Annotated in this window: 11 protein-coding genes and 1 pseudogene; 3 read left to right on the top strand and 9 right to left on the bottom strand. The window is 55.0% G+C overall.

Translation table 11 applies throughout. The annotated features are described in order from the left end of the window. Positions 1 to 487 precede the first annotated feature (487 nt). A complete protein-coding gene (locus tag BSZ31_RS02250) occupies positions 488 to 1,354 on the top strand; it encodes an SAM-dependent methyltransferase (protein ID WP_105027364.1) in 867 nt (288 codons plus the stop codon). A gap of 71 nt (positions 1,355 to 1,425) precedes the next feature. Here BSZ31_RS02250 and BSZ31_RS02245 read toward each other — a convergent pair whose 3' ends face one another. From BSZ31_RS02245 to BSZ31_RS02215, 7 genes are all read right to left on the bottom strand, one after another. After that, a complete protein-coding gene (locus tag BSZ31_RS02245; protein WP_105027363.1) occupies positions 1,426 to 2,028 on the bottom strand; it encodes a UbiX family flavin prenyltransferase in 603 nt (200 codons plus the stop codon). A 53-nt stretch (positions 2,029 to 2,081) separates the two neighbouring features. Beyond that, a complete protein-coding gene (gene grxD, locus BSZ31_RS02240; protein ID WP_105027362.1) occupies positions 2,082 to 2,414 on the bottom strand; it encodes a Grx4 family monothiol glutaredoxin in 333 nt (110 codons plus the stop codon). Between the two features lie 80 nt (positions 2,415 to 2,494). Further along, complete coding sequence (gene prmC, locus BSZ31_RS02235; RefSeq protein WP_105027361.1) at positions 2,495 to 3,358, bottom strand: peptide chain release factor N(5)-glutamine methyltransferase; 864 nt, start codon at positions 3,356 to 3,358, stop codon at positions 2,495 to 2,497. Beyond that, positions 3,355 to 4,437 carry a peptide chain release factor 1 gene (gene prfA, locus BSZ31_RS02230; protein ID WP_105027360.1) on the bottom strand — a complete coding sequence of 361 codons (1,083 nt, stop codon included), beginning with the start codon at positions 4,435 to 4,437 and terminating at the stop codon, positions 3,355 to 3,357. The genes prmC and prfA overlap by 4 nt, the downstream gene beginning before the upstream one ends. After that, a complete protein-coding gene (hemA, locus tag BSZ31_RS02225) occupies positions 4,438 to 5,706 on the bottom strand; it encodes a glutamyl-tRNA reductase (protein WP_105027359.1) in 1,269 nt (422 codons plus the stop codon). A gap of 54 nt (positions 5,707 to 5,760) precedes the next feature. Then, on the bottom strand, positions 5,761 to 6,504 hold the full coding sequence (locus BSZ31_RS02220; protein ID WP_105027358.1) for a response regulator transcription factor: 744 nt from the start codon (positions 6,502 to 6,504) through the stop codon (positions 5,761 to 5,763). A gap of 131 nt (positions 6,505 to 6,635) precedes the next feature. Continuing rightward, positions 6,636 to 7,277, bottom strand: coding sequence for a TetR/AcrR family transcriptional regulator (locus BSZ31_RS02215; RefSeq protein WP_105027357.1), 642 nt, complete (start codon positions 7,275 to 7,277; stop codon positions 6,636 to 6,638). 181 nt (positions 7,278 to 7,458) lie between these two features. Here BSZ31_RS02215 and BSZ31_RS02210 point away from each other — a divergent pair, with 181 nt between their 5' ends. Together BSZ31_RS02210 and BSZ31_RS02205 are read left to right on the top strand one after the other, a co-directional pair. Beyond that, positions 7,459 to 8,661, top strand: coding sequence for an alkane 1-monooxygenase (locus BSZ31_RS02210; protein WP_105027356.1), 1,203 nt, complete (start codon positions 7,459 to 7,461; stop codon positions 8,659 to 8,661). A 12-nt stretch (positions 8,662 to 8,673) separates the two neighbouring features. Continuing rightward, positions 8,674 to 9,747: a 2Fe-2S iron-sulfur cluster-binding protein gene (locus BSZ31_RS02205; RefSeq protein WP_105027355.1), complete on the top strand. Its 1,074-nt coding sequence runs from the start codon at positions 8,674 to 8,676 to the stop codon at positions 9,745 to 9,747. An 83-nt stretch (positions 9,748 to 9,830) separates the two neighbouring features. On the opposite strand, the gene BSZ31_RS02200 is transcribed toward BSZ31_RS02205, so the two are convergent. Then, on the bottom strand, positions 9,831 to 10,670 hold the full coding sequence (locus BSZ31_RS02200) for a hypothetical protein (RefSeq protein ID WP_105027354.1): 840 nt from the start codon (positions 10,668 to 10,670) through the stop codon (positions 9,831 to 9,833). A 114-nt stretch (positions 10,671 to 10,784) separates the two neighbouring features. Continuing rightward, positions 10,785 to 13,323 (bottom strand): annotated as a pseudogene (locus BSZ31_RS16995) (hypothetical protein); the annotation flags it as partial.

Below are 13,323 nucleotides of genomic sequence, written 5' to 3'. Positions count from 1 at the left end.
AGCACTCCCGTGCAGCGCTTCGCCACCTCCGAGCGACTCACGGCGGTGTTCAATGGTCAATCGGCACTGGCGAATCTCCCTCACCACGCAACTCACGGCTGATTTCATCGCCCAATCGGCGGCGGTGTTTCGATCGCCTCGCCTTCAAGAAAACCTGCCCTTGCGTGCCGAGCAGGGCCGGTGTTGCCCGGCATGGGCGACAGAGAACGGACCCGACCCGCAGTTTAGGAGGGTCGTTCTCAGGCATCGCGAGGCTCAGCAAGGGGAGTACAGGTTTTCTGGCGAGAGATCGGAACCCAAGCCAATTGGGCGATTAAGAGGTTGCGAGAGATCGGAACCCAAGCTGATTGAGCTATTAACAAAGCCGCAGAGATCGGAGCCCAAGCCGAGTGGGCCATTAAGAAGCTGTGAGAGAGCGGAACCCAAGCCGGTTGAGCTTAAACCCTTTACACTGTGCGCATTGTATTCACCGCAGCAACCCACAGCGATGCCCAAACCCAAAAGAAACCCCCTAGATACACTTGAGCTAAAGCCAGGTCAGTCAATCGAATTGTTGAAGGCGTTGCACATCGTGACGCGAGAAGGTGGGATTAACCAGGACAGCCGAAGGAAGTTGAAGCAGGTGTACCACTTGACCCAATTTATTGAACCGTTGATTGACGAGGTGCGCAAAGCGAATGACGGCGGTTTGTACTTGGTGGATCATGGTGCAGGCAAGTCGTATCTCGGGTTTATTTTGTACGACCTCTACTTGAAACAAAACCCTGAAGGGGCTGTAGTGGCCGGCGTGGAAACCCGACAGGAGTTGGTGGACAAGTCGAATACCCTGGCGAAACAGCTTGGTTTTGAAGCGGGTATGCAGTTTATTAATTTGCCGGTGGCGCAGGCCACGGAGCACCCTGATTTGCCTGAAACTGTCGATATTGTCACTGCGCTGCACGCGTGTAACACGGCCACTGACGATGCGATTTCATTTGGATTGAAAAAACAGGCGAAGTTCATGGCTTTGGTGCCGTGTTGTCAGGCTGAAGTGGCTACGCACTTGCGCAAGAACAAAGCCAGCCAGCTGGGTAAAAGCAGTTTGGTGGAAATGTGGCGCCATCCACTTCATACCCGTGAATTTGGTAGCCAGCTGACGAATGTGTTGCGTTGCCTGCAACTGGAGGCGCATGGTTACCAGGTGACTGTGACCGAGTTGGTGGGTTGGGAGCACTCGATGAAAAATGAGTTGATTATTGCGAAGAAGCACCAGCGATCGAACCCAAAGGCCGCGCAGCGATTGCGCAACATGTTGGTAGAGTTGGGGCTTGATGCAGAAGAGGACTTGCAGCAGCGCTTTCACGTACCAGCCTAGATCAATGAGGTGGGTAAGACTGCCCGAGACGTTGATTGATTACCTGAGAAAGCGCTGGGCAAGCACAATCTTTAGCTGCTGCTTTTGAGCCCTTGCCATTCGCTGCGCTGCACATTGGGCAGCCCCAGCAGTTGCAGGGCGTGCTGGGCGGTGTCGGTGACCATGGCATCGATGCTGGCAGGGCGCTGGTATAGCGCAGGCACTGGTGGCATCACAATGCCACCCATTTCAGTCACACTGACCATGTTGCGAAGATGAGCCAAATTAAGCGGAGTTTCACGGGGCAGCAAGACCAGGCGGCGTCGCTCTTTCAGCACCACATCGGCTGCGCGTGTGATCAGGTTATTGGACAAACCATGTGCCACAGCAGCCAAGGTGTGCATGGAGCAGGGCGCAATGACCATGCCCATGGAGGGATAAGAACCACTGGCGATGCAGTTTCCCACTTGTTTGGGCGAGTGGACCACATGGGCTTTCGCTTCAATTTCTTCCTTGCTCAGGTCGCTTTCACTGGCCAATGTAAGCCAACCTGAGGAAGAAACCACCAAGTGAATTTCCGTGTCGCCGCGAGCACGCAGCAAGTCTAGAGTTTTCAAACCATACAAAGCACCGCTTGCACCAGTAATGGCGACGGTGATGGACTGTTTGAATTGGGGGGGGAGGGTGCTGCTCAAGATGGGATGCCTGGAAGTGGCCGCACGGCGATTGGTGCGGCCGGTTTCATGATTTACTCAGACTTGGTCGACGCGTTGGCGGCGGCAATCAGTGCCTGCAATTCGCCACTTTGGTACATCTCGGTCATGATGTCACAGCCGCCCAAAAATTCGCCGTTCACATAGAGTTGTGGAATGGTGGGCCAATTGGCGTATTCTTTGATGCCTTGACGAATTTCGGGGTCGTCCAGTACGTTCACTGTGACTACTTTTTCAGCTTCGCAGGCTTTCAGGATTTGAATGGCGCGACCAGAAAACCCGCACATGGGGAACTGGGCTGTTCCTTTCATGAACAAAACCACGGGGTGGCTGGTGACGGTTTCGTGAATGGAATCGCGAGCGCTCATAAAAACTTCCTTTCAATTGGATGAATTGCTACAACCCTGTAGTGTAATGGATGTGGGTATAAAACGCTCGTTTTCAATGCCTAGATGTGGGCAAACACGAAGCGCGGGGTACCGGCCAGGTCGGGCAGGCCTTGAACATGCACATAGGGCGCCTTTGAAAACAGGGCTTTCACGGCCTCCTGTTGAAGGTGGCCGTGTTCAACCAGCACGCCACCACCTGCGCGCAACAGGCTTGGGCTGTGTTGGGCAATTTCACGGTAAAAGCGCAGGCCATCGCCGCCATCCGTCAAGGCTTGTTGGGGCTCGAAACGCAGATCGCCTTGTGAAAGATGTTCGTCCCCCAGTTCAATGTAGGGCGGGTTGCTGCAAATGAGGTCGAATGCCAAGGGCGGTGTTTGGTTCAGCAAATTCTCGAAGAGATCAGATTGAACGAAACGGATATTTTTCGCGCCCAGCTCATTGGCGTTGAATTGGGCAACCCACAGGGCGTCAGCTGAAATATCGCTGGCGGTTACCTCAAGTATCGGGTTTTCAAGCGCCAGTGACACCGCAATGGCACCACTGCCGCAACCGATATCGAGCACTCGGGTCAGCAGGTTTTCAGTCGATTTGCTTTGCAAAAAACCAAGGGCATGTTCTACCAGTTCTTCGGTTTCCGGGCGGGGTATCAGCACCCGGGAGTCGACAAAAAACGGGCGTGAATAGAATTCCTTTTGTTGTACCAAATAAGCAATGGGTTCGCCTTGCTGCCTTTTGGCGGCCAATGATTTGAACGCGCTGAGTTGGTCCATGGGCAGTTCCCGGTTGCCCTTTGTCACCAGATTGACCCGGTCAAACCCGGTGATGTGGGTCATCAGGATACGCAGCTCGCTGGGCGCAAGCCCGGTTTCTTCGCGTGTTTGCTGCAACACCGATTCAATGGTGGGTTTGGGCAGTGTGCTCATTCTTTGGCGGTGATTTCGGCCAGCAGTTCAGCTTCGTGAAATGCAGTCAGGCCGTTCATCAGGTCGGTTAAATCGCCGTCCATGATGTAGTCGAGTTTGTACAGGGTCAAGTTGATCCGGTGGTCGGTCATCCGCCCTTGCGGGAAGTTGTAGGTGCGTATGCGCTCGGACCGGTCGCCGGAGCCCACTAGGCTGCGGCGTTCGCTGGCTTCAGCGGCTTGGCGTTCGCGGTCAATTTTGTCCTGAAGGCGAACATTCAACACCTTCATGGCCTTGGCTTTGTTTTTGTGCTGGCTGCGTTCGTCCTGGCACTCCACTACCAGGCCTGTGGGCAAGTGGGTAATTCGCACAGCGGAATCGGTTTTGTTGATGTGCTGGCCACCCGCACCACTGGCGCGGTAGGTGTCGATTCGCAAATCAGCGGGGTTGATTTCAATGACTTCAGCTTCGTCGGGTTCGGCCATTACAGCCACAGTGCAGGCGGAGGTGTGAATACGTCCTTGTGATTCGGTAGCCGGCACGCGCTGAACACGGTGGCCTCCTGATTCAAACTTCAGGTGCTTGTATACATTGTCACCGGCAAGGCGAATGATCACTTCTTTGTAGCCACCCAGTTCCGATTCACTGGCGCTCATGACCTCGATTTGCCAACCCTGGCGTTCGGCGTAGCGGGTGTACATGCGAAACAGGTCGGCTGCGAACAATGCAGATTCATCGCCGCCGGTGCCAGCGCGAATTTCAAGCATGGCATTGCGGTGATCATTGGGGTCTTTGGGCAGCAGCAGGCGTTGAAGGTCGGCTTCGAGTTGCGCAAGTTTCGCTTCGTTTTGTGCAATTTCTTCGCGGGCCATGTCGCGCATGTCGGGGTCGGAAAGCCATTCCCGCGCGGTGTTCAAGTCGGCTTCAATGCTTTGATATTCAGCAAAGCGTTCAGTGGCGGGCAGTAATTCAGAGCGTTCACGCGTGATGGCCTTGAACTGCGCCATGTCGTTGGCGGCGTTTTGGGACGACAAGAATTCTTCAAGGTCGGCAAGGCGCTCGGCAAGGCGCGTTAGCCGGTTCCGCATGCTGTCTTTCATCTATTTGTCGGTGTTTTTAATGTTGAATAGCTGAGGTAGCCACTTTAACAGGGCTTCCCGTTCGGCCGGGCTTGCGTGGTGAAGCGCTTGCATGGGGCCGTGCATGAATTTTGCGCTCATGCGGTGGGCCATCAGCTGTAGTACGTCGTCGGCGGGTGTGCCTTTGGCCAGTTGCTTGCGGGCGTGATCAAGTTCAAGCTGGGCAATGTCGTCGGCTTTCTGGTGAATTTCCTGAATGGTGGGGACCAGCGAACGTTCGCTCATCCAGCGCATGAAGCCTTGCACTTGCGATTCAATAATGGCCTCGGCTTGTTCCACGGCGGCAGCGCGTTGCTCACGGCCTTCCTGCACAATTTGGCTAAGGTCATCAACCGAATACAGGAATACGTCGTCGAGCTTGCTGACTTGCGCTTCTATGTCGCGGGGTACCGCAAGGTCGAGCATGAAAATGGGTTCGTGCTTGCGTTTCTTGCAGGCAGCTTCAACCATGCCTAAACCAATGATGGGCAGTGTACTGGCCGTGCATGAAATCACAATGTCGGATTTTGCGAGTTGCTCGGGCACCTGCGCCAGGCCGATGACGCTGGCGCCATGGGTTTGAGCCAATTGGTTGGCGCGATCTGCGCTGCGGTTGGCAATGGTGATGCTTTTTGGATTCTGGGCCGCAAAATGGGTAGCACACAGCTGAATCATTTCGCCGGCACCAATGAACAGTACATGGCGCTTGCTGAGGTCTCCAAAAATTCGGCTGGCCAGTTTCACGGCGGCTGACGCCATTGAAACTGAGTGGGCGCCGATTTCTGTGTGCGAGCGCACTTCTTTGGCGACCGAGAAGGTGCGCTGAAACAGCTGATGCAACATTTGACCCAGCGTACCTGCTTCTTCAGCGGTGCGGGCGGCTTGCTTCATTTGGCCCAGAATTTGGGCTTCGCCCAGCACCATGGAATCCAGCCCGCTGGCCACGCGGAATGCATGGCGTACCACTTCCTGTTGGGGAAGAATGTACAGGTGGGGGCCTAGTTCGGTGGTTGGAATGTTGCGGTTGACTGCCAGCCATTCAAGCAAGTCGGTTTTGAGCTGCTCAATATTGCTGGCTGCGCAATATACTTCTGTGCGGTTGCAGGTTGAGAGAATGGCTGCTTCAGGGGCTTGTACGCGCTGCGCCAGCGCACGCAGGGCCTCTTGCAATTGCTCGGCCGGAAACGCCAAACGCTCGCGAAGTGCGAGCGGTGCGGATTGATAATTCAGGCCGACTGCGAAAAGCTCCATAATACCTACTGGGCGGAAAACCCTTCATTATAACCCGCTATGGCGGATACGCCCTCAATCGTTCTCGGCGAGTTGGCGTTTGATTTTTGCCAGATCTGTGGATTTGCCTTCATGGTCCACCTGTTCCAGTTTGTAACCAAAGCCATACACAGGGGTTAAACGGAAGCCTTGCTCTGGCCGCAAAGCCAGCTTGGAGCGTACGCGGGAGATGTGGGTGTCCATGGTTCGCGAGGGCAAATCGGTGTCGCGTCCCCACACGCTTTCCTGAATATGCGAGCGTGACAGCGGCTTGCCCAGATTGCGGAACAGCAAGAGGGCCAAGTCGAATTCTTTCTGGGTCATGACCACGCGTTTGGTGTGTCGTACGATGGTGGAGAACTTGGGGTGAAATTCCAGGTCGGTGATTTCAAACACCTCCGGAGCTGTTAATTCGGGATACGCGCGACGCAGCAGTGCATTGACACGGGCGATCAGTTCGCCACGACGTATGGGCTTGATCATGTAGTCGTCAGCACCGGCATTCAGCGCTTCGACAATGTTTTCTTCGTCGGTTTTTGAAGTGATGAACAACACGGGCACTTTGATGTGCAGGGTTTCACGAATCCAGTGCATCACCTTGGGGCCAGAGCTGTCGGGCAATACCCAATCGAGCAGTACTAAATCAAAGCTGTCGCGGTATAGGGCGGTTTGAAAGCTTTTGAATGTGGCAAAGCAATGGCATTTGTGGTTAACCGATTCAAGCACCCAGCGCAGCATTTCGCTTTGTGTCAGGTCGTCTTCAAGAATGGCGATGCGCATGGGTGTGGCTCCTGTTTCGGAATTTTTGTTACCACAATGTTAATTTGTGTGTTGACAGTTTAATCCTTTAAACAGGGCAGGAAACACAATGTTGCTTTTTTGTTAAATTGAAGTGTTGTTCAATTTATCAATCATGGGGCTTGGTTGTTTTCCTGCTCCAGTTTCATGGCATGTGTGGCGTGCGCGCCTGCAAAAATTACAGCCACAATGCGAAGCGCTTTGTCGTAGATGGCCTGCCGCTGATCGGGTTTCTCGACGTACTCAACTGCCATGAAGAGCACATTTTGAGCAAGCACTTCCAGTACCTCGATCATTTCTTCTTTGGGCAAACCGGGCAGCAGGGCGGCAATGCGGTTGTCGCTGCAAATGTCTTCACTGATCGCCCGAATGGTTTTTTTCAGACCGTCGCGCATGCGTTCCAGGGCACCGAAAGCCTCGGAGGCACCCACCACGACTGGTTTTGGGTTTTCGGCCGCCCAGTCAAAAAACCGTTTGACTAGCATGGGGCGAATGTCGAGGTCCGCCTCTTTGGCAGTACTGATTCGAACCTCGGTGAAGGCGTCGAGCACTGCTTTTTCTACTTCGAGAATAACTGCGGTGCCAAGGTCGGCCAGGTCTTCAAAGTGCCTGTAAAACGCAGGCGCAGAGAGTTTCGCCTCGCGCGTGATTTCGCGAATGCCGAGGCTGGAGAAACTTCGCCGGTGATAGCTCAGGTTCAATGCAGCTTCAATAAGCCGGGTGCGGCCGTGGATGGTTGATGCGTTGGTGGTCATAAGCCAACGATTATAGCGAAAACCCGAACATCTGTTATGAATCCTTGATTTGGAAGTTTTATCCAAATTTAGGGCGATGGGTATTGACGAGCATGTTTACAATTGTTAACATGATTTTCATCGGGATAGACCTTGCCCTTCCAATAACAATTATTGGGCATTCATCAACGGGAGACCACCTATGTTGCATTACCTTAAATTCACCACTTTTCCGCTGATTGCGATTGGCGTGATGCACGCGATGATGCAGGGCGGGGCATGGATGTACACCGGCATTGCTGCTTTGGTGCTTGTTGTGGCATTGGGCGATGTTTTGCTGCCTGATGATCGCAGTGAGCCCCGCATGGAAGGCGAGTTTTTTCTGAACCTGATGCTGTGGCTGACTTTGCCCATTTTGATGTGGGTAACACTTTGCTTTACCTGGGCGGTGGCCCCTGTGGATGTTTTGGGCATTGATGCTTTTATGTTGAACACATTTGGCTATGACCGCCTTCAGTTGCAAGCGGATACCACCTGGTACCAATGGTTTGTGGGTGCTGTGGCTGGTGCGTTTTTGTTTGGTGCTGGTGGCACCAACGTGGGCCATGAACTGACCCACCGCACCTACAGCATGCGCGACATGATTTTGGGTCGCTGGATGCTGGCGTTTACTTGCGATGCTTCTTTTGCGATTGAGCATGTGTATGGCCATCACAAAAACCTGGGTACCCCAGCCGATCCTGCCACTGCACAACGGGGTGAGAATGTGTATGGCTTTGTGTTGAAAAGCACCATTGGTGGTTACAAGTCGGCCTGGAAGCTGGAGAAGCAGCGTTTGGCCAAGTTCAACCAGTCAGTTTGGAACCCAATCCACAGCCGCATGATGCGTGGCAATTTGATGAGCTTGAGCTTGTTTGCTGCTTCGTTCTACATTGGTGGCTGGGCGGGTGTGGTGATGTTCTGGATCATGAGTGCGGGTGGTAAAACCTTGCTTGAAATCGTGAACTACATGGAGCATTACGGCATTGTTCGTCGTCCGGAAGACAAGGTGGAACCTCGCCACAGCTGGAATACCAACGCGTCAGTGTCCACTGCCCTGCTGTATGCGCTGACCCGTCATTCTCACCACCATGCCGAGGCCGACCAGGAATACTGGAACTTGCGCAGCTATCGCCATGCACCCATGCTGCCAACTGGCTATTTGGGCACTATTTTGCTGGCCCTGGTGCCCCCGCTTTACAAGAAGGTGATGACGCCTTTGTTGAACCATTGGGATGAAACCTTTGCCACGCCGGAAGAGAAAAAACTGGCGATTGAGGCCAGCGTGAAGAGCGGCATGAAAGGTTTGAAATCTGCCCAGTTGGGGCAGCAGACCGGCCAACAATTGGATCGCGCTGCTGCGTAAAGGGAGATAACCATGAAATTGCTTGAATGGTTCGGATTGCAGGGTGGCGCAGCGGCTGGCAAGAAAGGCAAAGTGACCCACAAGGTGAGTGTTGCGCCTGGGGGCCAAAGCTTTGAGGTGGAAAAAGGCCGCAAAGTCATTTTGAATTCGGCCTTGTCCGCTGGTTTGGGTTTTCCGCACAATTGCCGAGTGGGCAGTTGCACCCAATGCAAGTGCAAACTGAAAAGCGGCAAAGTGCGCGAACTGACTGATTCAAGTTATGTGCTGAGCGCCGAGGACTTGAAAGCCGGGATGATTCTGGCCTGTCAGTCAATTCCGGAAACCGACCTTGAAATTGAAGTGGAATTAACCTCTGGTGGTGACCGCTTGGTGGAAACCCGCGGAACAATCGTGGGTCAAAAAGATTTGACACACGACATTGTGGAATTGCGTGTTGCGCTGGATGACCCCATGCCATTCAAGGCGGGTCAATATGCTGAAATTCGACTTGAAGAATTCAGCCTGTCGCGCAACTACAGTTTTGCGATGGCACCCAAAGGCCAGGAAGCCGATGAACTTGTTTTCCATGTTCGAAAGGTGCCCGGCGGCAAGTTCACTGAATGGCTGTTTGCTGCCAACCGGCAAGAAACCCGGCTGAGCATGAGCGGGCCGTTTGGTGATTTTTATTTGCGCCCAGCTGAGGGTGAGAAGCCAGCGCCGATTGTGTGTGTTGCCGGTGGCAGTGGCATGGCGCCTATTTTGAGTTTGCTGGAACAGGCCAAGTGGGCTGGTGAAACTCGAGACGCAGTTTATCTGTTTGGTGCCCGTACCCAGCGCGACTTGTATGCCGATGAGGAAATAGGTCGAATTCAGCAAGGCTGGCGAGGCTCATTGAACTTCAAGCAGGTGTTGTCAGAGGAACCCGCCAATTCAAGCTGGAACGGTGCGCGTGGCTACGTGACAGATGAGCTGGACAAGCTAGAGTTGGATTGGCCGCAGGTTCAGGCCTACTTGTGTGGGCCGCCCGCGATGATTGATGCAGCAATTGCCAAGTTTTCGAAGTTGGGTGTGAAGGCTGAGAACATTCGTTTCGACAAATTCGAATGAGTGGCACAGGTTATTGGTGATTCGCTTGAATTGAATAAGAAAAGGCCACCCTCGGTGGCCTTTTTTATTTCAGAAACTCTTACTCAGATTGGTAAGTTGCCTGTGACGGCGTCCAATGGCAATGAATCTGCAGGGTTGGGTGCTGAGCCGATTGGGAGGGACCCCAAAGCATCAAACAAGGGATCGGAAATCACCGACAAGGGGGTGCCTCCGAGTGCATCGGCCAAGGGGTCGAGTACAGCATCCAGTGGCGTGCCAGTGGTTCCTTCGTCTACGGGATCTGTTGGTTCTTCGGGTTCTTCCGGGTTGTCGACTGGATCTTCAGGGTCTTCCGGATTCTCCGGATCTTCGGGATTTTCGCTTTCGTCGGGATTCTCGGGATCGTCAACAGGTTCTGTTGTTTCATCGCCGTTGTCCACGCGTACATCGGTAAAGGCTGAACCTTCTACGTTGGTGTCGTCGCCAGATGAGGCGGCAAGTGCAGCCACACCCACGCCGCCACCGATCGCAGTGGCAATTCCGCTGGCCCCACCGGCAGTGCCGGCGGAAAGCAGACCTGCACCAACCAGTCCACTAAAGCCTGTGCCGGCATCAGCGAGCAAGATGGCACCATCAGTGCCTTCACTCACCGCAAAAAGTTCAACGCCTTCTGTCAAGGAGGTCACTTCAATCATGCCGCCTTCGGCGGCTGAGTTTGTGGCGATTTGAGCAGCTGATTCCGGCGCCAAGGTCACCAGTGAGTCGGCTTGGCCGGCGGCCTGCCCTGGTAGTTCAATGTCCACGGCGACCAGATCTTTGTTCTGTAAAACATCGCCGGCCAAAATTGCATCGCCTTGACGCAAGGTGAGTTGCTCGCCTTGGCGCTGAACCAATAGCTTGTCGGTTTTTGAGGCAATGGTGCCGATTTGAGGTGCCGTGCTCATAAGGTGATGTCCGTTGGGTTGTCGGTAAAGTTATTATTTTTACTGCACTGAACCGGGATTTGGATTCAAATAAAAAACCCCTCCGAGGAGGGGTTTTTCTTGGGTCATTGCAGATTATGCAGTGGGCAGACCAGGGATGGTTGGCAGATCGTCTGCACCGGGCAGTGAGCCCAATGGAGAGCCTGTGCCACCCAACAGATCTGTCAGTGCAGACGGATCCGTCGGGATAGGCAGACCTGCGTCACCGCCCGGGATTCCGCCAGCCAGCAGGCCGTCCAGTGCAGCAGCACCAGTGATGATGCCATCTTCAATTGGCTGACCAATGGTTGGGATCATCTCGATTGGAGCAACGTCCACGAACTGCTGGGCTGCGCTTTCAATCGGACCGGCTTCTGGATTAGGTGCTGGTGTCTCGCCACCGGTGTCACCGCCAGGCAAACCTGGGATTTCTGGCAAACCGCCGCCAGCCAAGTCGGCCAATGGAGCCAATACTGCATCCAGAGGTGTGCCTGTTGGGCCTTCGCCTGGTTCGCCTTCGTCACCGCCAGGCAGACCTGGGATTGCAGGTGCACCGGGGATACCACCGGCCAGCAGGCCGTCCAGTGTCATGGCGCCAGTGATGATGCCGTCTTCAATTGGCTGGCCAATGGTTGGGATCATTTCGATTGGAGCAACGTCCACGAACTGCTGGGCTGCGCTTTCAATCGGACCGGCTTCTGGATTAGGTGCTGGTGTCTCGCCACCGGTATCACCGCCGGGCAGGCCTGGCAGTTCTGGCAAACCGCCGCCAGCCAAGTCGGCCAATGGAGCCAATACTGCATCCAGAGGTGTGCCTGTTGGGCCTTCGCCTGGTTCGCCTTCGTCACCGCCAGGCAAGCCTGGGAGTGCTGGTGCGCCGGGGATACCACCGGCCAGCAGGCCGTCCAGTGTCATGGCGCCAGTGATGATACCGTCTTCAATTGGCTGGCCAATGGTTGGGATCATCTCGATTGGAGCAACGTCCACGAACTGCTGGGCTGCGCTTTCAATCGGACCGGCTTCTGGATTAGGTGCTGGTGTCTCGCCACCGGTGTCACCGCCAGGCAAACCTGGGATTTCTGGCAAACCGCCGCCAGCCAAGTCGGCCAATGGAGCCAATACTGCATCCAGAGGTGTTCCGGTTGGGCCTTCGCCAGGTTCACCTTCGTCACCGCCAGGCAGACCTGGGATTGCAGGTGCACCGGGGATACCACCGGCCAGCAGGCCGTCCAGTGTCATGGCGCCAGTGATGATACCGTCTTCAATTGGCTGGCCAATGGTTGGGATCATCTCGATTGGCGCTGCGTCCACAAACTGGCGAGCGGCGCTTTCGATCGGGCCAGCTGCTGGGTTCGGTTCTTCTGGCTCTTCACCATCGTCACCACCACCCATGTCTGGAAGACCACCGGAACGTAGTGCTTCAACCAAAGGTTCAGTCACCGCCTCAAGAGGTGTGTTGGTGCCGATGTCTTCGATCACACCTGCCAAGTTCTCAGCAAAAACGGCGGGGTCCGCATTTTCCATCAACGCGTCTGTCAGGGGTGATAGTGGTGTTTCTGGAATGCCACCTTCACCGCCGCCAGGCAAGCCCGGCAGTGATGGAGCACCGCCGCCAATTGCTTCAGCGATCGGATCAAGGATCACGTCCAGTGGAGTGCCAGTTGTACCGCCTTCTCCGGGTTCTTCACCTTCACCGGGTTCGCCGCCGTCATCTTCAGCGCGCTCGCCGCCGAGCAGGTTACCCACAGTTTCAACCAGTGGTTCACCTGGGCCAGCGGAGCCGGAGTTGTCTGCCACTTGTTCACCAAGAAGTGCCACACCACCAGCCAGACCACCGGTGAGTTGTTCAGGAAGCTGTCCACCCGTTGGGTCTTCACCGCCTGCAACTACAAAGGCCAGGCCACTTGTCAGTGGTGCCAACGGAGCGAATGCGCTGTTCGGGTTGGTCAGGTCAGTCAGACCTTCAGCCACATCTTGCAAGGTACCAGGTACGCCGGGTGAGCCGGTGTTGTCTTCCTTGGTGCCTACGACTGGAGCCAAGATGCCCGCAGTCAATGGGCTCAATGGGCTCTCGTCTGATGCGAGGACGTTGCCAGCTTTCGTCAAGCCTTTGGCTACGCCGTCCACTTCCCCTTTGTTTCTAGCACGTGGGTTGGCTGCTGCTGCCGAAATTACACCTTCCTGCGCGGCGGGCTCGTTCTCGCTGTAGCCCAAAGTTTGCGCCAAGGGATCAACAACTGGATCCAGTGGTGTTGGCTCTGCGCCTTCAGCCAAACCTTGAGAAAGGTTGCTTACCGTACCGGCAAGGCCTTCTTGCTCATTGGTGTAGCCTTCTTGCGGTTGGCCCACTGTTTCAGCCAGCAGGTTGGCGACGCCGGTGGGGTCTTGGTCAGACACACCCGCGATGCCATCCGATACTGTGGCAAGACCATCAGCCACCGCGCCTGTCACGGCAGTGATTGGCGCAAGCGGAGTTTGCTCCAAGCCATCGTTCAGTGACTCGATACCGCCGATCAGACCAGAGGTGTCGCCTTCTGCATCGCTGTCGGAGTCAGAATCGCTATCGGAGTCGGAATCGCTGTCGGAGTCAGAATCGCTGTCGGAGTCGGAATCGCTGTCGGAGTCAGAATCGCTG

The organism is Limnobacter sp. SAORIC-690, from assembly GCF_002954425.1.
In the GTDB taxonomy this organism is placed as follows: Bacteria; Pseudomonadota; Gammaproteobacteria; order Burkholderiales; family Burkholderiaceae_B; genus Limnobacter; species Limnobacter profundi.
The sequence above is the reverse complement of the archived record's forward strand: the minus strand, read 5'-3'. Positions and strand labels throughout refer to the sequence as shown.

Coding starts and splice junctions, on each gene's coding strand:
- prmC (WP_105027361.1), bottom strand. CDS start 3,358: ATGAGCACACTGCCCAAACCCACCATTGAATCGGTGTTGCAGCAAACA.
- grxD (WP_105027362.1), bottom strand. CDS start 2,414: ATGAGCGCTCGCGATTCCATTCACGAAACCGTCACCAGCCACCCCGTG.
- hemA (WP_105027359.1), bottom strand. CDS start 5,706: ATGGAGCTTTTCGCAGTCGGCCTGAATTATCAATCCGCACCGCTCGCA.
- BSZ31_RS02205 (WP_105027355.1), top strand. CDS start 8,674: ATGAAATTGCTTGAATGGTTCGGATTGCAGGGTGGCGCAGCGGCTGGC.
- prfA (WP_105027360.1), bottom strand. CDS start 4,437: ATGAAAGACAGCATGCGGAACCGGCTAACGCGCCTTGCCGAGCGCCTT.
- BSZ31_RS02210 (WP_105027356.1), top strand. CDS start 7,459: ATGTTGCATTACCTTAAATTCACCACTTTTCCGCTGATTGCGATTGGC.
- BSZ31_RS02220 (WP_105027358.1), bottom strand. CDS start 6,504: ATGCGCATCGCCATTCTTGAAGACGACCTGACACAAAGCGAAATGCTG.
- BSZ31_RS02200 (WP_105027354.1), bottom strand. CDS start 10,670: ATGAGCACGGCACCTCAAATCGGCACCATTGCCTCAAAAACCGACAAG.
- BSZ31_RS02250 (WP_105027364.1), top strand. CDS start 488: ATGCCCAAACCCAAAAGAAACCCCCTAGATACACTTGAGCTAAAGCCA.
- BSZ31_RS02215 (WP_105027357.1), bottom strand. CDS start 7,277: ATGACCACCAACGCATCAACCATCCACGGCCGCACCCGGCTTATTGAA.